Origin of the sequence: Malaciobacter mytili LMG 24559, assembly GCF_003346775.1 — a bacterium.
Classification (GTDB): domain Bacteria; phylum Campylobacterota; class Campylobacteria; order Campylobacterales; family Arcobacteraceae; genus Malaciobacter; species Malaciobacter mytili.
On sequence record NZ_CP031219.1, the window covers coordinates 2,789,470 to 2,807,840 of the forward strand.

The following is an 18,371-nucleotide window of genomic DNA, read 5'->3' on the forward strand; positions in this document are numbered from 1 at the left end:
AAAAAAATGCAACTATATATTTATGCTAAAAGTGGACATAACTTTGGATTGGATTGTGTAAGAAGAAGTGCAGCTGTTGCTTTTTTACTTAAAGAGTTTAATCCCATTTTATGTACAAGTGATTTTAGAGCAGGTGCATATGCTAAAGAGTATTTAGAAGTAAAAAAATATATTCCTATTGATGTAATTTCAAATCTTTCAAATATTATGCAAAAAGGTGATATTCTTATTTATGATAGTAATGAAGTAAGCCAAACTTTATTAAATGAGATTAAAAAATATTGCTCAAAAGTATATAAAGTTGGAGATGACATTCCATATGAGGTTATTCATCCTCTTTTTTTAGAGAAAAAGAGTAATCAAAGTATTGAAAAACTATTTTTTTATGGAGATGATGACTATAATCAAAATCTTTTTAAAATTAGCCAAGATAGTTTAAAACATGATTTACCTTTACTTTTTGGGCATTACTTTTTTTTAGGAAGTGAAAAAAACTATATAAATTCATTTAGCAAAATTTATGATGAAGAAGAGTATTTAGAATGTATAAAAAATACAAAATATCTTTTAACGGGTTCTTTAAATACAGTACTTGAATCTATTTTTTGTGGTAATTCTCCCGTATTATTAAAAAGAAATGATAAAGAGTATGATGAAAATACTATAAAAAAATATAATATTCCTTATATTCAAGAGAAATCTTTAGATAAATTAATTTTAGAGTTTAATAATATAATATTAAATTACCCTACATTAGCTACAATTAAGCCATTTAATTTCGATAAGATAAGCTCTGAAATACAAAACATAATAACAACTTAAATTAGGTAATTAATTTAAATAACAGCAGAATTATAACCTTAGCTTATATATACTTATGTTTATTATAAGGTTGTTTTATATACAATACTTGTAACAATTCTGTTATTATATAAAGGAAATATTATGAGTCAAGAGAATGAATATTTAAATAAGACTCCTTATAGAATAAAAAGATACTATGCCTATGCATTAGCAACTATCTTTGCTTTAGTTATCCCTTTTATTACAATCAATGGGAATCATCTATTTTTATTATCATTTGATAAAAAACAACTTCATTTAATGGGTGTTGCATTTGATATGCAAGAACTTTACCTTATGCCATTTTTATTAATGCTTTTATTTTTAGGGATTTTTGCAGTTACTGCTATTGGTGGTAGAGCTTGGTGCGGATGGGCCTGTCCCCAAACTATTTTTAGGGTAATTTACAGAGATTTAATAGAATCAAAACTATTAGGTTTAAGAAGAATTAAAAATAAGCAAAAAGAACCTGATTGGAAAAAAGCAGAAAATGCTTCAAAAAGAGTTATTGGTATTTTAATTTGGGCTTTTATTTCATTGGTTGCAGCAGCTGATTTTATGTGGTTCTTTGTACCACCTGAAGATTTTTTTGCTTACTTACAAAATCCTACAGAACATATGTTTTTAATAGGATTTGTTTTAGCAATTGCTGGATTTTTAATTTATGATGTAATTTTCTTAAAAGAAGAGTTTTGTGTATATGTATGTCCTTACTCAAGGGTTCAATCTGTTTTATATGATGATAATACATATCAAGCTATTTATTCTACATCAAGAGGTGGGAACATCTATAATGAGAGTAAAGAAAAGATTATATTTAAACAAAAAGATTTACCAGATGAAAAAAATGAATGTACAACATGCGAAGCTTGTGTAACTGTTTGTCCTACTCATATTGATATTAGAAAAGGTTTACAACTTGAATGTATTAACTGTTTAGAATGTGTTGATGCATGTACTACAGTTATGGGAAAACTTGGGAAGCCTTCTCTTGTTCAATGGTCAAGTACAAATGAAATCAAACATAATAAAGAAACAAAAATTGTTAGAAAATCTACAATTTTATACACAGTTGCACTTCTTGTTATTATTGGATTGTTATTTGTAATGGGTGGTAAAAAAGAGTATATGTTATTAAATGTAAATAAAACTACTCAATTATATAAAATTAAAGAAGGTAATGAAGTTACAAATAACTTTTTATTACTATTCCAAAATACTGATTCTAAAAAACATACATATAATTTAGAATTAATTGACCATAAAGATATTGTTATTAAAAGATTTAATCCATTTACTTTAAATCCTCATCAAATGACTAAAAAAGTAGTAGTTTTAAGTACAACTGCTAGATTAGTAAATGACAAAACAAAAGATACACCAATTACAGTTACTTTAAGAGCTTATGCACAAGATGATCCTCAAAGAGTTAGTGTATTAAGAAAAGCTGTATTTATCTATCCAAGAGCTGATAAGCTTAAATAAACCGCAAAAGAAGTCCTAAACTTCTTTTGCTTAACTTTATCTTAACCCAAACTACGCTATAATCGCGAAATTATTATTATCATTTTTTACGGAGTTTTTAATGACAAAATTCATTTTTGTAACGGGTGGAGTTCTAAGTTCTTTAGGAAAAGGAATCACTTCTGCTTCAATTGCAACAATATTAAAACAATCTGGACTTAGAGTAAGTATGCTTAAAATTGACCCTTACTTAAATGTTGACCCAGGGACTATGAGTCCACTAGAACATGGAGAGGTTTTTGTAACTGCCGATGGTGCAGAAACAGACTTAGATATTGGACATTATGAAAGATTTATCGATGCTACATTAAGTGCAAAAAATAACTTTACAACAGGACAAGTTTATCAATCAGTTATTAAAAGAGAAAGAGAGGGAGGATATTTAGGAAAAACTATTCAAGTTATCCCTCATGTTGTAGATGAAATTAAAAATAGAATTTTAAACGCTGGTGAAGGACACGATTTCTTAATTGTTGAGTTAGGTGGAACTGTTGGAGATATTGAAGGGTTACCATTTATGGAAGCTATTAGAGAATTAAGACATGATTTACCAAAAACTAATACAATGAATATCCATGTAACTTTAATTCCATATATTTCAGCTGCTGGTGAGCTTAAAACAAAGCCTTCTCAACACTCAGTTCAAGAGTTAAGAAGAATTGGTATTACTCCACATATGCTAGTATGTAGAAGTGAAAAACCTCTACCAAAAGAGTTAAAAAGAAAATTAGCTATGTCATGTGATGTTGATTATGATGCAGTTATTGAAGCTGGTGATGCACAATCAATTTATCAAGTACCATTAAACTTTATTAAAGAGGGAATTTTAAATCCAATTTCAAATCACTTTAATATTAAACTTAAACCAAATATGGAAAAATGGGAAACATTAGTAAAACATATTATTTTACCTCAAGACGAAGTTACAATTGCTTTTGTTGGGAAATATTTAGATTTAAAAGAATCTTATAAATCATTAACAGAGGCATTAACTCACGCTGGAGCACATTTAAATGCTAAAATTAATATTAACTGGTGTGATAGTGAAAGAATAGAAGATGTAGGTGCTTATGAAGTTATAGGAAATGCAGATGCAATTTTAGTTGCTGGTGGATTTGGACACAGAGGTGTTGAAGGAAAACTAAAAGCAATTGAATATGCAAGAGTTAATAAAATTCCTTTCTTAGGTATTTGTTTAGGTATGCAATTATCTATTGTAGAATACTGTAGAAATGTATTAAACTTAGAAGATGCTAACTCTGTAGAGTTTGATGAAAACACATCAAATCCAGTAATTTACTTAATTGATGAATTTATTGACCAAAGTGGAATAAAACAATTAAGAACTATAGAATCACCAATGGGTGGAACTATGAGGCTAGGAGAGTATCCTTTTGAACCAAAAGAGGGAACAAATCTTAGAAAAGCATATGGGAATAATGAAACATACTATGAAAGACATAGACATAGATATGAAGCAAATCCAAAATATAAAGAAGCTTTAGAAAAAGCTGGTATGATTATTTCAGGTGAGTCAAATGGACTTATTGAAGCAGTTGAGATTAAAGATCACCCTTGGTTTGTTGGTGTTCAATTTCACCCAGAATTTACTTCTCACCTAGAAACACCAAACCCTATTATTTTAGATTTTGTTAAACAAGCAAATAAAAAAGATTAATGTCAAAAGTTACAAAACAAAAACTTTTTGAAATTCTTTTAGAAAGGCACAAGGAAAACCCTTGTGCTAAACTTGCAGATATACCCCCTCCAAATCAATTAAAAGATATACAAAAAGCTACAAAAAGAATAAAACAAGCCATACTAAATAATGAAAAAATCACAATAGTAGGTGATTATGATGTTGATGGAGTAGTTTCAACAACAATTATGATAGACTTTTTTAATAAAGTTGGCTATAAAGTTGATTATATTATTCCAAATAGATTTGAGCATGGCTATGGCTTATCAGAAAAAATTGTTGATTTAATTTCTGAAGGATTGGTAATAACTGTAGATAATGGAATAAGTGCTGTAGTTGCAGCTAAAAAACTTGCTTTAAAAGGTATAGATTTAATTATTACAGACCATCATACGGTAGGAGAAGAGTTACCTCAATCTTATGCCATAATTAATCCTAAACAAGAAGAATGCACTTTCCCTTTTAAAGAGATATGTGGGGCTCAAGTTGCTTGGTATTTATGTGGTGCAATTAAAAATGAACTAAAGTTAAATATAAATATGGGAGAGTTTTTAGACCTTTTAAGTGTAGCTATCGTTGCTGATATTATGCCTATGACAAATCTTAATTATACTATTGTAAAACATGGTTTAAAAAAAATAAAAGAGTCTAAAAGAGCTGCTTTTAAAAAACTTGATGAAGTTTTATCAAAAAAATTTTATATGTCTGATGATATAGGATTTATGATAGCTCCAAAAATAAATAGTGCTGGAAGAATGGATGATGCTTCTATTGCTTTATCTTTTTTACTTGCTAAAACTGAATATGAAGCAAATGAAGCTTTAAATTTATTGGATGAGCTAAATAATTATAGAAAAACTTTACAAGAAGAAATTACAAAAAAAGCTATAAAAGAGATAAATCACAATGATAATGTAATAGTAGTATGGGGAGAAGATTGGCATGAAGGAGTTATAGGAATTGTTGCTTCAAAACTTTCAAATGCTTATAAAAAACCTGCTTTTGTTTTCTCAATAAAAGAAGGTATTGCAAAAGGTAGTGCAAGAGCAAATGCTACAATAAATCTTCATACCCTAATAACACAATGTTCTTCTTTACTTAAGGGCTTTGGAGGACATAAAAATGCAGCTGGATTAGCCCTTGAAGAAAAAAACTTAAAAGAGTTTCAAAATAAAATCAACTCTTTAGTTTTAGATGTTTCGAAAGAGCAATTACATATTGAATATGACTCTTTAGGAGAACTTGATGTTTCAAGTGTTGATTTAGAGTTTCTTTCAATTATAGAAAATTTTGAACCTTATGGCTTAGATAATAAGAAACCTATTTTTCAAGTATCAAATGCAAAAGTATTAAAAAGTGAATTAATAGGAAAAGATAAAAATCATCTAAAACTTCTTTTAAATAGTGATGGATTTATTTTTGAAGCATTAAGATTTCATTGTGATGAGCCATATACAAAAGAAAATATTGATATTATTGTATCAGTTAGTAAAAATGAATTTAGAGGAGAAGTATCTGCTCAGTTTTTAATAGAAGATATTTTATAACACCATTGGTGAATAAATATCTTTTATATTTTTTTGTCTTTCTAAATCTAAAATCTCTTCATTTATTAGTGTACTTTCTTGAGAAGAGACTAAAATATCTCCACTTTGTAAATCAATTAATTTAATAAAAACTATTAAACTTTTTGTAGTAATTGAGTAACTCCCAACAAAAGCATATCTAGCATCAACAGTTTTATTTATATCATTTACATCTCGACTTAGAAGATTTAAGCCATTTATATTTAAATTAAAATCTTTTCTTAGTTCTATTTCTTTTACAGTTATATCATTTGCTAAAAGTCTATCTTTTAATGTTGAAGATAATAAGAAGCCAAGCTTTGATCTATTTTTCAATCTATCTATATTTACAAAATCAGAAACAACAACGGCTTCACTTATAGATACATCTTTATTTATTTTTTCAATAGATTTTTCAACCATAGTATTAACTAAACTAGTAAAGTTAATTGAACCATCTATATTTCTATGATAGATACAAGAAGTTAAAAAAAGAGTTAAAAAAAGTAAAGCAACTACTTGCTTTACTAATTTAAGAGGTTTATTCATCTACTTAATTACTCTTCTTTTACAATTTTAATTGTTCTTGGAGGTTTACAATCTTTAAAAACTACACAATCATTTCTTTTATTATGTTGATAAATTGCTCTTGAACTTGAGATAATTCTTCCAGAAATATTATCAACAACTCTCGCATTTAATACAACTTTACCATATTGTCTTGAATATGTTCCCACTACCACATAAGTATTTGGAATTTTTTCTTTTAATTTACTAATATCTCTTGAGATAAAATATTCTCCATTTTCATCAATAGAAACATTTAATTGTCCTCTAAACTCAATAACATTAAACCCTCTATTTGAAAGTTCATTTATTAAGCTTTCCCCAATTACTCTACCAAACTCATTTGTTTCTTTAAAGTTATCTAATCTTACAAAAGATGTAACAAGAACCGGTTTATTTGTAGGTATCTTAGTGTTTCTCATCATTTGAGTAGCTAATGAGTCAATTGTACCTTCTAAACTATTTTGTGTTGTTATGTTAAATTGTTTATCTTGTGCAACTTTAAGATACTCTTTTGTAATTTGAACTTTAGCATTCTCTTTTTGAACACTAGTGTCAAGTTTTGGGTTAAAGTTATCATTTGAAGAAGTGTTATTTGTAGTTGTTGCAACACATCCAGAAGCTAATAAAGCAACAGCTGTAACACTTAAGCAACTCTTAATGAAAGTTTTAAGCATGTATTCCCCTTTTTATAATTGATAAATTTTATTTAATTCAAACTTATAAACTCTTGAAAAGGTTAGTTGTAATACCCTTATAATAGTCCTTTATTTCATCATTTGCTAAAGCAACGGATACTTTACCTTGGTCACAATTTTCTCTTATAGTTATCTCAAATGGAATTTTCCCTAGTAATGGTATATTATATTTTTGACAAATTTGCTCACTATTACCTCTTCCAAAGATATAATATTTACTCTTTGTATCAGGAGCAATAAAGTAACTCATATTCTCTACAAGACCGCCAATATGGACACTTGTATCTTTAAACATCATAATTGCTCTACTTACATCATCTATACTAACCATTTGTGGAGTGGTTACTATAATTGTAGCACTAATTGGCAATTCTTAAGCCATTGTTAAGTTGAACATCTCCTGTTCCAGGAGGCATATCAATTACTAAAAAATCTAACTCTCCCCATTGTACATCTTCTAAAAATTGAATTAAAGCAGAAATTGCAACAGAACTTCTCCAAACTAAAGTGGTATCATCATTTGGAGTTGTTAAGGCTACAGACATTATTTTTATACCAAAATTTTCACTAGGTATAATTTTATTATTTTCATTCCATTGTATTTTCTCATTATTAACTCCTAACATTCTTGAAATATTAGAACCATATACATCTACATCTAAAAGCCCTACTTTATACCCTGCTTGTGTTAAAGAAACTGCTAGATTTGAACTTACTGTACTTTTACCAACTTCCCCTCCTCTTAAAAAATCATTCTTTAAAGGATGTTTATAAGATTTGAGTATTTCTCAAACCTTTTTTATATATAATCTTATAAAAGATATAAAGGAGAAGTTATGGCAAAAATTTTAGTTCCTATTTCAAATGGATTTGAAGAGATTGAAGCAATATCAATAATTGATATATGTAGACGAGCAGATATTGAAGTGGTTATAGCTGCACTTGAAGAGCTAGAAACAGTAGGATCACATAATATAAAAATTATTGCTGATTGTAAAATAGAAGAGGTAAAAGCACAAGAGTTTGAAATGATAGTTCTTCCGGGTGGATTACCAAATGCTTTTACACTTGCAGAGAATAGCTATGTACAAGCTTTATTAAAACAAATGAAAAGTGAAAATAAATATATTGGTGCAATATGCGCAGCACCTTATGCTTTAAATAAAGCAGAAGTTCTAAATGAAAACTATACTTGTTATCCAAGTTTTGAACAAAAAATAAGACTTGAAGGTTACCATAATGAAGATGCAGTTGTAATTGATGGCAAAGTTATTACTTCAAGAGGGCCAGCAACAGCAACAAGATTTGCTTTAGAATTAGTAAGAGCTTTAAAAGGTGATGAAATATTTAAAAGCATAAAAAATGGGATATTAGCATAGTAATATCCCCTAAAGAGAGGAATGGATAAAATAACAGAATTTTTAAATTGGAGTATTGCTTACTTTTTAGGAGTAAAACATATGTGTCAAACACCTTTTTATAAAGATATTTATGATTTTACTATTGAATTTTTATCTTCTGATTATGAAAATATTTCTTAATTAAATTGTTATTTAAATGTAACTTATTTTTTTTACAATGCTTTTATGAAATACAAAAGCATTTTTATATCAGATGTTCATCTTGGCACAAGGTTTTCAAAAGCCAAGAATCTTTTAAAATTTTTAAAAGAAAATCAAAGTGAAAACCTCATCTTAGTGGGAGATATTATAGATGGCTGGGCTATGAAAAGAAAATTTATTTGGCCCCAAACACATTCCAATGTAATACAAAAGATACTAAAAAAAGCAAAGAAAGGTTGTAAAGTTACTTTTATTACTGGAAATCATGATGAATTTTTAAGACCTTTTGTTCCTTTGTTTTTAGGAGATGATTTAAATATTTCCAATGAACTTGAATATAAAGCTTTAAATGGGAAAACCTATTATATAACCCATGGGGATTTTTTTGATTCTATTACTATGACTAAAAAATGGCTTGCTATTTTAGGAGATTATGGATATGACCTTCTTTTATATTTAAATGCCTTATTAAACTTTATAAGAAAAAAACTTGGCATAAAAAAATATTGGTCTTTATCAAAATATGTAAAAGACAATGTTAAATCCTCTGTCTCTTTTATAACTGATTTTGAAAAAGTTTTATCAACACATGCAAAAAATAAAGGATATGATGGTATTATTTGTGGTCATATTCATAAAGCAGAAATTAGAAAAATAGAAGAGATAGAATATTTAAACTGTGGAGATTGGGTAGAGTCTTGTACAGCTATTGCTGAAACCTATGAAGGGGAATTTATTATAATAGATTGGCTTGAGAAATAATGCAAAAAAAAATCTTTCCTACAAATCTTGCACTTGCTCTTGGCGGAGGTGCTGCAAGGGGTGCTTTTCATCTTGGGGTTCTTGAATTTTGTGAAAAAAATAGTATAGAAATACAAGCTTATAGTGGTTCTTCTATTGGCAGTATTATAAGTGTAGCTCATGCTAGCGGAGTTTGTGCTAAAGAACAATTAAGAATTTTTGCTTCAAAAGAATTAAGAAGAGCTTTAAAGTTTAACTATTTTCGAAATGGCTTACTAAAAATTGACCATACAAGTAAAATTATTGATGAATTAATACCTATAAAAAACTTAGAAGATTTACCAAAACCTGTATATATAAATGCCTATGATATAAAAGAGAAAAAACTACACTACTTTAATAGTGGAGATTCCATTACTTTATGTATGGCTTCTAGTGCTTTAGTACCTATTTTTAAACCCATAAAGTACAAAAATATGTATTTAATTGATGGAGGATTATTTGATAATGTTCCAATAAAACCCTTACAAAATAAAGGTTATGAGATTTTTGCAGTGGATTTATTTCCCAAAAGAACACAACATACAACAAAAAAAGTAAATCCTTTAAAACTTTTAAAGAAAAAGGTTTTTAAAGAACTATATGAAAACCATTCCCATAGTTTGGCTAATACAAACTACTACTTAGGAAGTACTCATATAAGAAACTTTTCATTATTTACTTTTAAAGAGCTTGAAGAGTGTTTTAATTTAGGTTTTAAAGAGGCTCAAAATCATTTTTTAGGTATACTTTAAATTAAAAAAAGCATAAAGATTTAAAAGATGTCCGAAATACCTAAATTTAGCCATTTACATTTACATACTGAATATTCATTACTTGATGGTGCAAATAAAATAAAACCCCTAGCAAAAAAAATAAAAGCCTTAGGAATGAAAAGTGTTGCCATGACAGACCATGGTAACATGTTTGGAGCTATTGACTTTTATAATGCAATGAGAGCGGAGGGAATTAAACCTATTATTGGAATGGAAGCATATATTCACAATAGTAGTGAACTTGATGATAAAACTACAAAACAAAGATTTCACCTTTGCTTATATGCAAAAAATGATATAGGTTATAAAAATCTAATGTTTTTAAGTTCTCAAGCTTATATGTATGGATTTTACTACTATCCAAGAATTAATAAAAAACTATTAAGGGAAAATAGTGAAGGATTAGTTTGTAGTGCCGCTTGTTTACAAGGGGAAGTAAACTGGCATTTAAATACTCAAAATGAAAGAAATGTAAGAAATGGTGCAAAAGGTTATGAAGAAGCAAAAAAAATCGCTTTAGAGTATAAAGAGATTTTTGGAGATGATTTTTACTTAGAGATTATGAGACATGGAATTTCAGACCAACTTTTTGTAGATGATCAAATTATTAGGCTTTCAAAAGAGACAGGTATTAAACTAGTAGCTACAAATGATACTCACTACTTAGAACAAAAAGATGCCGATGCCCATGAAGCTTTTATGTGTATTGCCATGAATAAACTTTATGATGATCCAAATAGACTAAGACACTCTGTACATGAATTTTATTTAAAATCACCAGAACAAATCTCAAAACTCTATGCTGATATTCCTGAAGCTATTGAAGCTACACAAGAAATAGCAGATAAATGTAATTTAGAGATAAAACTAGGAAACCCTACTCCACCAAACTTTAAATTTACTAGACAAAAATTAACACAAGAAGGTTTACAAATACCAGAACCTGAAAATGAATATTCCCTTGAAAATGATAAGGCTTTATTTATTCATGAATGTTGGAAAGGTTTAGAAAAAAGACTTGAACTTGTACCGCAAGAAAAACATCAAGAGTATAAAGATAGGCTACAAGTTGAAATAGATATTATTAATAATATGAAATTCCCTGGATATATGCTTATTGTATGGGATTTCGTTAGAGTTGCAAAAGAAATGAAGATTCCAGTAGGTCCAGGAAGGGGTTCAGCAGCAGGAAGCTTAGTTGCTTTTAGTTTAAAAATTACCGATATTGACCCTATTCCTTATGGATTACTTTTTGAGAGGTTTCTAAATCCAGAGAGAGTATCAATGCCTGATATTGATATGGACTTTTGTCAAAGTAGAAGGGGAGAAATTATTGATTATGTTGTTCAACAATATGGTAGAGCCAATGTTGCACAAATTATTACTTTTGGTAAACTTCTAGCAAAAGGGGTTATTAGAGATGTTGCTAGAGTTTTAGATATGCCTTATGCAAAAGCTGATGCTATGGCAAAATTAATCCCTGATGAATTAGGAATAAACCTTACACAATCATATGAAAAAGAACCAAAAATTAAAGAACTTTGTGACTCAGACCCACAAGCTAAAAGGGTATGGGAATTTGCTTTAGCACTTGAAGGCTTAAATAGAAATGCAGGTACTCACGCTGCTGGTGTTGTTATTTCAAATGAACCATTATGGAAAAAAACTCCTCTTTTTAAACCCTCTGGGCTTGATACCTTAGCTACTCAATATAATGGGAAATATGTTGAAGATGTGGATTTAATTAAATTCGACTTCTTAGGTCTTAAGACCCTAACTGTTATTGAAGAAGCAAATAAATTAATTGAATTAAGGCATGGAAAAAGAGTAAATTTTCTTGAAACAGATGTGAATGATAAGGGAGTTTATGACCTTATTCAAACTGGTAATACAATTGGATTATTCCAAATAGAATCCGATGGAATGCAAGATTTATGTAAAAGATTAAAACCTTCAAACTTTGAGGATATTATTGCCGTACTTGCATTATATAGACCAGGTCCAATGGAATCAGGAATGCTTGATGACTTTATTGAAAGAAAACATGGAAGAGCAAAAATTGATTATTTCTATGATGAATTAGAAACTGCTTTAAAACCTATACTTGAAAATACTTACGGAGTTATTGTATATCAAGAGCAAGTTATGCAAATCGTGCAATCTATTGGTGGCTTTTCACTTGGTGGTGCCGATTTAGTTAGACGGGCAATGGGTAAAAAAATTAAAGAAGAGATGGATAGATTAAAAGGTGAATTTGCCGATGGGGCTGTAAATAAAGGTTATACAAGAGCCTATACAGAAGAGTTATTCGACCTTATTGTAAAGTTTGCTGGATATGGATTTAACAAATCTCACTCAGCAGCCTATGCTTTAGTAACTTTTTATACTTCATATTTAAAATGCTACTACCCAGCTGAATTTATGGCAGCCTTACTTACACTTGAAAAGGATAATACAGATAAGGTTGTAAAGTATGTTGATGAAGTTAAAAGATTAGGACTTGATTTATTTCCACCTGATATTAATAAATCAGACCTTGTTTTCTCTGCAAAGAAAATTGAAAAAGAAGAAGTTGTTATGTTTGGGATGGGTGCCATTAAAGGTGCTGGAGATGTGGCAATTAAATCAATTTTAAAAGCAAGAAATGAAGGTGGAGAATTTAAAGATTTATCTGATTTTATTAGTAGAATTGATGCGAGTAAAGTAAATAAAAGAGTAATTGAATCTTTAGTTAAAGCAGGTGCGCTTGATTGCTTTGAATATAGTAGAAAAGCCTTATTAGAACAAATTGAACTAATTGTTGAAGCTGCAGGAAAAGCTATGCAAGCAAAGAAAATGGCAACGGGTTCCTTATTTGGAGATGATGAAGAGCTTACAAGTATAACAATTGAGCTTTCACATATTCCAGAATACTCTTCTAAAGAGCTTTTAGAACTAGAAAAAAGTGCCTTAGGTTTTTATGTATCTGGACATCCCCTTGATGAGTATAGAGAACAACTTGATAAGATAAACTATACTTTAAGTTCTGAAATTGATGAGATAAGTGATGGAAGTGAAGTTTTATTTATAGGTAAAGTTGAAACTATAACAGAAAAAATTTCTAAAAAAGGTAATAAATTTGCTATTTTAAATATTATGGATTTCCACGGAAATATTGAGCTTATGATGTTTGAAGATAAACTAAATGAGTTAAAAAATGAATTTAATTATCAAGATGAACCCCTTGCTTTTAAAGTAAAAATATCAAAAGATGATCAATTTACAAGAATGAGTCTAAGAAAAATTGAAAACTTAGATGATGCAAAAAATGATAAACAAAAAGTTAAAAAAGTAGAGAAGATAGAACCTCCTGTAAATGTTGCTATTCCTTTTTCAAATAGTGAAGAAATTATGTATAAACTTTTTGAAGTAATTGCACATAATCAAGGAAAAAGAGAGTTTAAAATTATTATAAAATCAAAACTTGGAGATATTGAACTTGAAACAGGTTTTAAAGTTGCTTCAAATATTGAGAATCTTATAAAAAATATGGAAGGATTATATTTAGTAGAATGAAACAAATCTTATTAACAAATGATGATGGATTTGATGCAATTGGATTAAAAGCTTTAATTCAAGCTTTAAGCCCTATTGCAAAAATAACAGTAGTTGCCCCTGCAAAAAATAAATCAGCGTGTGGGCACTCTTTAACTTTAGATAGACCATTAAGAATGGCTAAAGTTGATGATGATTTTTATAAAATAGATGATGGAAGTCCAACAGATTGTATGTTTATTTCTATTCATAATCTATTTAAAGAAGGGTATAAACCTGATTTGGTAATTAGTGGAATAAATATTGGTGCAAATATGGGAGAAGATATTACTTATAGTGGAACAGCCTCTGCTGCGATGGAAGCAGTTTTACATAATATTCCTGCCATTGCAATTTCACAAGTTTGTAAAGATAGATGTCAAGATATAAAAAATGGTTGGGATTTTGCTTTAGCAAAAGATACAATTGTAAAAATAGCCAAAAAGATTTTAAATAATCAATTTCCATTGGGTGAACGAAAATTTTTAAATATAAATATTCCTCCAATTGAACCAAAAGAGTGTAAAGGTATAAAGATTACTAAAGCTGGATATAGAGAGTATGGAAATGATACTTCTAGGCATTTAAATCCAAGAGGAGAAGAATATTATTGGATAGGATTACACCCTTTAATTTGGAAAAGTAGTGAAAATAAAGATTGTGATTTTGAAGCAATAAAAGATAATTATATTTCTATTTCTCCTATTAAATTAGATATGACTTCATATGAAGATATTTCTATTTTAAATCAATGGATAAAAAATTAAAAAAAAAGTAGCTTTTTTATTGGGATTACTATATAATTGCAGCTAAATATGCCAAAAGGAAAATAATGAATTTTACTCAATCTATATTAGATAATATTGATAGACTTGTTGGAACATTAAAACCTGAAGAAGAGTTACAAGAAGTTCTAAAAAGAAAATTCACAAAAAAAGAATATAAGGTTTTTGTAGCTATTGAATCTGGAGAATCATTTGAAGATTTAGAAAAAATAATGAAAGATGATAAAAAAAGAATTGAAGAGCTATATAAAAATGCTTGCAAAAAATTAAATCAAGAATTATTTAAAAAAGAATTAGTTTATATAAACTAGATACTACAACTTTTTTGTAGTATCTTTCTCACTATTAGAAACTATTGACAAATCATCTATAAACTTAACTAATACCATCCCAGCAAATTTTTCATCTTTATAAAATTCAACTCTGTAGATTTTACCTTTTTTATCAATTGAGTATCTTTTTAAGATATTTGTTTTAGAAATTTTTAATCCTGCTTCATTCTTTTGAGATTTATTAACATATCCAATAACATTTACTCTTATATCCTCTTTGGGTTTTACTAAAAAATCATCTTTTACATAAATTAGTGAACCCATTTCTATCTCTTTTATTTCTCCATCAATATTAATATCTACATTTTTTAATTCATGATTAATTTCAAAATAGTCAGGAGATAACCTTGATACTCTTCTATTACCATAATGAATATTATATAAATTTCCATCTTTTATAACAGTCATTAATGGATTGCTCCCCACAAACTCAATACTTCCATCTTTTTTAATAGGAAAATAATTTAAACTATTTCTAATTTCCCTAAGTGGAAGTTTAATTTTATCATCATAAAAAGAAATAGAAATATCATTATCTATTACATCTTTTAAAACTATTGGTGTTAATTCAAATTTTCTTTTATAATCAATATTCATAATTTGCATATATTTTTCAATAGCTAAAAGATGATAATATGTTCTTTCATGTAAAGGTAACTCTTTACTTGCTTCATTACCAAAGGCTGCTTTCCCTATATTAATAGCATAATAAGTAAGAGTTTTTTCCATCTCTTTATCACCAAGTCTTGTTTTTGTATTTTTAACTGAATAGTAGTCTCTTTGTCTTATTAATTTATTATTTATATATTCACAAACTTGAGAAGAAATTTCTTCTAAATTTCCATATTTTTCTATATTTAAATAAGATTGGTCAATAATTGAACTTTGTCCCCATTTATGTGGAGAATGAATACTATCAATATGTTTTTTTCTATAAAAACCACTACCATCATGTAAATTTAAAATAAGTTTAACTTTATCATTTGACATATATTCTTTTATTCTTTGTATAGTATTATAATCAGGGTCTTGAGAAGAAATAGAAGCAAATTTTCTATTCATATCTCCAAAAGCTCCTCTTCCTCTTTTAATAATAGAATAAAAGTTTAAATTAGGGATTACCCAAACAGAACCCTTATTAATTTCATAATGAGTAGCAATAAGGGAAGCAGCCATAAAACCTCCTGGCTCATCACCTTGTATTCCACCAACAATTAAAAGTGTATTATTATCTGTTTCACCTTTTTTTATTAAATCAAAATTTTGAATATTTGCAAAAAGCGAAATTGAAAAAATAAAAAATATAAAACTAAATAACTTTAATATGCCAAGGTTCATATCTTACTCCATCTTTATTGTTTATTGTATATCTCATCTCAATATAAGTTAAGCTTTTCATTTTTAAAAATTCATCAGTTAATGCAAATCTTGATGTAAAATTATCATATCCCAAACCAATTTTTCCCACATCAAAATCACCAATAGAGTGATATGTAAATGCTGGTGGAGCTAAAGATTTTGAAGCCTCTGTTATATTTCCATCTGTTGAATATATCTTATCAAGATAAAGGTTCATCTGTTTTACAATACTTCTAACACCTGAAGTTAAGATTATAGTATCTCCAATATCCTTTTTCATTTCATAATAAGTCTGTTCAGGCTTTCCTCTAAATAAATAATGACCTGTTCTTGGTATTTTTACAATATCTTTTTCACTGATTTTTTCAGTAATTGAAGAAGAGATTTTTTTACCATAAAAACCATATTGTGTGGGATTAATATAAAATATTTTTTCTAAAAAACTTAATTCTTTATTTGTAAATTCTCCAATATTTTTTGCATATTTTGCATATTTTATTAAGTTATCAAAACTTACAACATTAAAATTACCATATCCAATATGTCTTTGCACAAGTCTTAATTTTTTTCTAACAGCTATAAATTCATTTATATCATTATCTTCAATAAAAATATCACTTTTTTTAATAGGAGTACTTCCTATAGCCAATGAATCAGCAGGATATATCTCCTCATTAGTTTCAAACTCTTCATCAGCTTTTAATAATAAAGAAGAAGTAAAAGTACTTAAAGCTGCTAATTTACAAGAATTAAAAAAATCTCTTCTATTCATATACAATACTCATATAATCATTTTAATATGTTCATGATCACTTAAAAGCTTATATAGCTCTTTTCTATCATCTTCATTGTGAACTAATAACTCTAAAGAATAACTTTTATATTTTCCTTTAGAACTTGTTTTTGATTCTTTTACACTATGCTCTCTTGTTTTTAGTACATCTACTACAATCTCTTTAATATCTTTTTCATGATGACATACTAATTTATATATCCAAGTACAAGGATAATTTAATGCTAAAGTCTCTTTACTTAAATCAATCATTTATTTTTCCTATTAATTTAAATTTTCTCTATTAAAATCACCACTTTTCCCACCAGACTTATGTTCTAATTGAACATTTGAAATAATCATAGATTTATCTATTGCTTTTACCATATCATAAATAGTAAGTAAACCTATACTAACCCCTGTTAAAGCCTCCATCTCAACTCCAGTTTGCCCCGTAAGTTTAGCAGTAACATAAAGCTTAAATCCAGGCAATTTTGGAAGTTCTTCAATATCACAATTTATTCCACTTAATAATAAAGGATGACACATAGGGATTAGTTCACTTGTTTTTTTAGTTCCCATAATTGCTGCAATTACAGCTGTTTGTAATACTGGACCTTTTTTTGTATTATTACTTATAATAGCCTCAAATGCTTCTTGGCTCATAGAGATTTGTCCAGAGGCTACTGCAACTCTTGTTGTATCATTTTTATCAGAAACATCAACCATCTTTGGTCTATTTTTATCATCTAAGTGTGTTAAGTTCAAGTGATTTGCCTTTTTTTTTTAATTTTACCATTATATCTTAAATTAATTAAATAGTAATTAAGTTTATTTTAAATATAATCTATGTTCAAATTTTAAAAGAAAGAGGGTGATTTTAGTGCCTGGCATTAAAGTAAAAGAAACTGAATCTTTTGACGAAGCTTATAGAAGATTTAAAAAGCAATGTGACAGAAACCTTATCGTTACTGAAGCAAGAGCTAGAAGATTTTTCGAGCCAATGACAGAAATTAGAAAAAAACAAAAAATTTCTGCTAGAAAGAAAATGCTTAAAAGATTATATATGCTTAGAAGATACGAGTCAAGATTATAAGATTCAATTCTATCCATTAAAAGGTCAGCTTATGCTGGCCTTTTTTTATATCTAGAAAAAAGTAAAATAAAAAACAATACAACTAATATAAAAGCCCTATAAGATGTCTAGAAGAAAAAGAAAATAGAAATAAGTATATTTACTTGTTTTTTATAAATTAATCCATTTAAAGCTTTATTTTAATGGCTTTTTTCACAAGAAAGTAATAGCTTATACTTTTTAGTTCAATAAAGTTAAATTACTAGAAAATAAGCATTTAAAAAGTAGTATAAATAAAAAGCTTCTTGTGAAAAAAGCCAGACTTTATTGAAGCCAAAAATAGGAAGATAATTTTCGAGAAAGCCTGAGGACTGTTTGAAATAAAAAGAGTGATAAATTCACTCTTTTTATAAGTTCCGCAAGGCAGAAAATTAGAATAATATTTTTGGGAAGCATTTATG

General features: G+C 27.9%; 20 protein-coding genes. 12 read left to right on the top strand and 8 right to left on the bottom strand.

The window, feature by feature from the left end:
• The first annotated feature begins 6 nt into the window (after positions 1 to 6).
• From AMYT_RS13450 to recJ, 4 genes are all read left to right on the top strand, one after another.
• Positions 7 to 822, top strand: coding sequence for a hypothetical protein (locus tag AMYT_RS13450; RefSeq protein WP_114843038.1), 816 nt, complete (start codon positions 7 to 9; stop codon positions 820 to 822).
• Between the two features lie 123 nt (positions 823 to 945).
• The gene (ccoG, locus tag AMYT_RS13455) at positions 946 to 2,328 is read left to right on the top strand and encodes a cytochrome c oxidase accessory protein CcoG (protein WP_114843039.1); all 1,383 of its coding nucleotides are present in this window, start codon (positions 946 to 948) and stop codon (positions 2,326 to 2,328) included.
• 100 nt (positions 2,329 to 2,428) lie between these two features.
• Positions 2,429 to 4,045 carry a CTP synthase gene (locus AMYT_RS13460; protein WP_114843040.1) on the top strand — a complete coding sequence of 539 codons (1,617 nt, stop codon included), beginning with the start codon at positions 2,429 to 2,431 and terminating at the stop codon, positions 4,043 to 4,045.
• Positions 4,045 to 5,613: a single-stranded-DNA-specific exonuclease RecJ gene (gene recJ / locus AMYT_RS13465; RefSeq protein WP_114843041.1), complete on the top strand. Its 1,569-nt coding sequence runs from the start codon at positions 4,045 to 4,047 to the stop codon at positions 5,611 to 5,613. The genes AMYT_RS13460 and recJ overlap by 1 nt, the downstream gene beginning before the upstream one ends.
• On the opposite strand, the gene AMYT_RS13470 is transcribed toward recJ, so the two are convergent.
• From AMYT_RS13470 to AMYT_RS15170, 4 genes are read right to left on the bottom strand one after another with little or no spacing between them, the layout of a single operon-like run.
• Positions 5,608 to 6,180, bottom strand: a complete 573-nt coding sequence (locus AMYT_RS13470) for a FlgO family outer membrane protein (protein WP_114843042.1) — start codon at positions 6,178 to 6,180, stop codon at positions 5,608 to 5,610. The two genes, recJ and AMYT_RS13470, sit on opposite strands and share 6 nt — an antisense overlap.
• A gap of 8 nt (positions 6,181 to 6,188) precedes the next feature.
• Entirely contained in the window at positions 6,189 to 6,875 is a 687-nt protein-coding gene (locus AMYT_RS13475; protein ID WP_162919513.1) for a FlgO family outer membrane protein, read from the bottom strand.
• Between the two features lie 43 nt (positions 6,876 to 6,918).
• On the bottom strand, positions 6,919 to 7,227 hold the full coding sequence (locus AMYT_RS15165; RefSeq protein ID WP_265936026.1) for a P-loop NTPase: 309 nt from the start codon (positions 7,225 to 7,227) through the stop codon (positions 6,919 to 6,921).
• Positions 7,228 to 7,255: 28 nt separating this feature from the next.
• Positions 7,256 to 7,681: a P-loop NTPase gene (locus tag AMYT_RS15170; protein ID WP_265936035.1), complete on the bottom strand. Its 426-nt coding sequence runs from the start codon at positions 7,679 to 7,681 to the stop codon at positions 7,256 to 7,258.
• 51 nt (positions 7,682 to 7,732) lie between these two features.
• On the opposite strand from AMYT_RS15170, the gene AMYT_RS13485 reads away from it, so the two are divergent.
• The 7 genes from AMYT_RS13485 (at position 7,733) to AMYT_RS13510 (ending at position 14,683) form a co-directional block, all read left to right on the top strand.
• Positions 7,733 to 8,275 carry a DJ-1 family glyoxalase III gene (locus AMYT_RS13485; protein WP_114843043.1) on the top strand — a complete coding sequence of 181 codons (543 nt, stop codon included), beginning with the start codon at positions 7,733 to 7,735 and terminating at the stop codon, positions 8,273 to 8,275.
• 21 nt (positions 8,276 to 8,296) lie between these two features.
• Positions 8,297 to 8,437, top strand: a complete 141-nt coding sequence (locus tag AMYT_RS14990; RefSeq protein WP_162919514.1) for a hypothetical protein — start codon at positions 8,297 to 8,299, stop codon at positions 8,435 to 8,437.
• A gap of 45 nt (positions 8,438 to 8,482) precedes the next feature.
• Positions 8,483 to 9,220 (top strand): UDP-2,3-diacylglucosamine diphosphatase, encoded by a 738-nt coding sequence (locus tag AMYT_RS13490; protein ID WP_114843044.1) that lies wholly within the window; start codon positions 8,483 to 8,485, stop codon positions 9,218 to 9,220.
• On the top strand, positions 9,220 to 9,993 hold the full coding sequence (locus tag AMYT_RS13495; protein ID WP_191287673.1) for a patatin-like phospholipase family protein: 774 nt from the start codon (positions 9,220 to 9,222) through the stop codon (positions 9,991 to 9,993). The genes AMYT_RS13490 and AMYT_RS13495 overlap by 1 nt, the downstream gene beginning before the upstream one ends.
• 27 nt (positions 9,994 to 10,020) lie before the next feature.
• Positions 10,021 to 13,569: a DNA polymerase III subunit alpha gene (gene dnaE / locus AMYT_RS13500; protein WP_114843045.1), complete on the top strand. Its 3,549-nt coding sequence runs from the start codon at positions 10,021 to 10,023 to the stop codon at positions 13,567 to 13,569.
• Positions 13,566 to 14,354 (top strand): 5'/3'-nucleotidase SurE, encoded by a 789-nt coding sequence (surE, locus tag AMYT_RS13505; protein ID WP_114843046.1) that lies wholly within the window; start codon positions 13,566 to 13,568, stop codon positions 14,352 to 14,354. Before dnaE ends, surE begins: the two co-directional genes overlap by 4 nt.
• A gap of 65 nt (positions 14,355 to 14,419) precedes the next feature.
• The gene (locus tag AMYT_RS13510) at positions 14,420 to 14,683 is read left to right on the top strand and encodes a hypothetical protein (protein ID WP_114843047.1); all 264 of its coding nucleotides are present in this window, start codon (positions 14,420 to 14,422) and stop codon (positions 14,681 to 14,683) included.
• Between the two features lie 3 nt (positions 14,684 to 14,686).
• On the opposite strand, the gene AMYT_RS13515 is transcribed toward AMYT_RS13510, so the two are convergent.
• The 4 genes from AMYT_RS13515 to moaC are packed head-to-tail and all read right to left on the bottom strand — an operon-like array spanning position 14,687 to position 17,603.
• Positions 14,687 to 16,042, bottom strand: a complete 1,356-nt coding sequence (locus AMYT_RS13515) for a M99 family carboxypeptidase catalytic domain-containing protein (RefSeq protein WP_114843048.1) — start codon at positions 16,040 to 16,042, stop codon at positions 14,687 to 14,689.
• Positions 16,014 to 16,835 (bottom strand): D-alanyl-D-alanine carboxypeptidase family protein, encoded by an 822-nt coding sequence (locus AMYT_RS13520; protein ID WP_114843049.1) that lies wholly within the window; start codon positions 16,833 to 16,835, stop codon positions 16,014 to 16,016. Before AMYT_RS13520 ends, AMYT_RS13515 begins: the two co-directional genes overlap by 29 nt.
• A 9-nt stretch (positions 16,836 to 16,844) precedes the next feature.
• Positions 16,845 to 17,108, bottom strand: coding sequence for an HP0495 family protein (locus AMYT_RS13525; protein WP_114843050.1), 264 nt, complete (start codon positions 17,106 to 17,108; stop codon positions 16,845 to 16,847).
• Between the two features lie 12 nt (positions 17,109 to 17,120).
• Entirely contained in the window at positions 17,121 to 17,603 is a 483-nt protein-coding gene (moaC, locus tag AMYT_RS13530; protein ID WP_114843051.1) for a cyclic pyranopterin monophosphate synthase MoaC, read from the bottom strand.
• A 115-nt stretch (positions 17,604 to 17,718) separates the two neighbouring features.
• Between moaC and rpsU the strand changes: the two genes are divergently transcribed.
• Positions 17,719 to 17,931: a 30S ribosomal protein S21 gene (rpsU, locus tag AMYT_RS13535; protein WP_114843209.1), complete on the top strand. Its 213-nt coding sequence runs from the start codon at positions 17,719 to 17,721 to the stop codon at positions 17,929 to 17,931.
• The last annotated feature ends 440 nt before the right edge of the window (positions 17,932 to 18,371 follow it).

What these genes read in the sequence shown, in the direction of transcription:
- AMYT_RS13450 (WP_114843038.1), top strand. Translation starts at nt 7, where the DNA reads ATGCAACTATATATTTATGCTAAAAGTGGACATAACTTTGGATTGGAT.
- ccoG (WP_114843039.1), top strand. Translation starts at nt 946, where the DNA reads ATGAGTCAAGAGAATGAATATTTAAATAAGACTCCTTATAGAATAAAA.
- AMYT_RS13460 (WP_114843040.1), top strand. Translation starts at nt 2,429, where the DNA reads ATGACAAAATTCATTTTTGTAACGGGTGGAGTTCTAAGTTCTTTAGGA.
- recJ (WP_114843041.1), top strand. Translation starts at nt 4,045, where the DNA reads ATGTCAAAAGTTACAAAACAAAAACTTTTTGAAATTCTTTTAGAAAGG.
- AMYT_RS13470 (WP_114843042.1), bottom strand. Translation starts at nt 6,180, where the DNA reads ATGAATAAACCTCTTAAATTAGTAAAGCAAGTAGTTGCTTTACTTTTT.
- AMYT_RS13475 (WP_162919513.1), bottom strand. Translation starts at nt 6,875, where the DNA reads ATGCTTAAAACTTTCATTAAGAGTTGCTTAAGTGTTACAGCTGTTGCT.
- AMYT_RS15165 (WP_265936026.1), bottom strand. Translation starts at nt 7,227, where the DNA reads ATGGTTAGTATAGATGATGTAAGTAGAGCAATTATGATGTTTAAAGAT.
- AMYT_RS13485 (WP_114843043.1), top strand. Translation starts at nt 7,733, where the DNA reads ATGGCAAAAATTTTAGTTCCTATTTCAAATGGATTTGAAGAGATTGAA.
- AMYT_RS14990 (WP_162919514.1), top strand. Translation starts at nt 8,297, where the DNA reads ATGGATAAAATAACAGAATTTTTAAATTGGAGTATTGCTTACTTTTTA.
- AMYT_RS13490 (WP_114843044.1), top strand. Translation starts at nt 8,483, where the DNA reads ATGAAATACAAAAGCATTTTTATATCAGATGTTCATCTTGGCACAAGG.
- AMYT_RS13495 (WP_191287673.1), top strand. Translation starts at nt 9,220, where the DNA reads ATGCAAAAAAAAATCTTTCCTACAAATCTTGCACTTGCTCTTGGCGGA.
- dnaE (WP_114843045.1), top strand. Translation starts at nt 10,021, where the DNA reads ATGTCCGAAATACCTAAATTTAGCCATTTACATTTACATACTGAATAT.
- surE (WP_114843046.1), top strand. Translation starts at nt 13,566, where the DNA reads ATGAAACAAATCTTATTAACAAATGATGATGGATTTGATGCAATTGGA.
- AMYT_RS13510 (WP_114843047.1), top strand. Translation starts at nt 14,420, where the DNA reads ATGAATTTTACTCAATCTATATTAGATAATATTGATAGACTTGTTGGA.
- AMYT_RS13515 (WP_114843048.1), bottom strand. Translation starts at nt 16,042, where the DNA reads ATGAACCTTGGCATATTAAAGTTATTTAGTTTTATATTTTTTATTTTT.
- AMYT_RS13520 (WP_114843049.1), bottom strand. Translation starts at nt 16,835, where the DNA reads ATGAATAGAAGAGATTTTTTTAATTCTTGTAAATTAGCAGCTTTAAGT.
- AMYT_RS13525 (WP_114843050.1), bottom strand. Translation starts at nt 17,108, where the DNA reads ATGATTGATTTAAGTAAAGAGACTTTAGCATTAAATTATCCTTGTACT.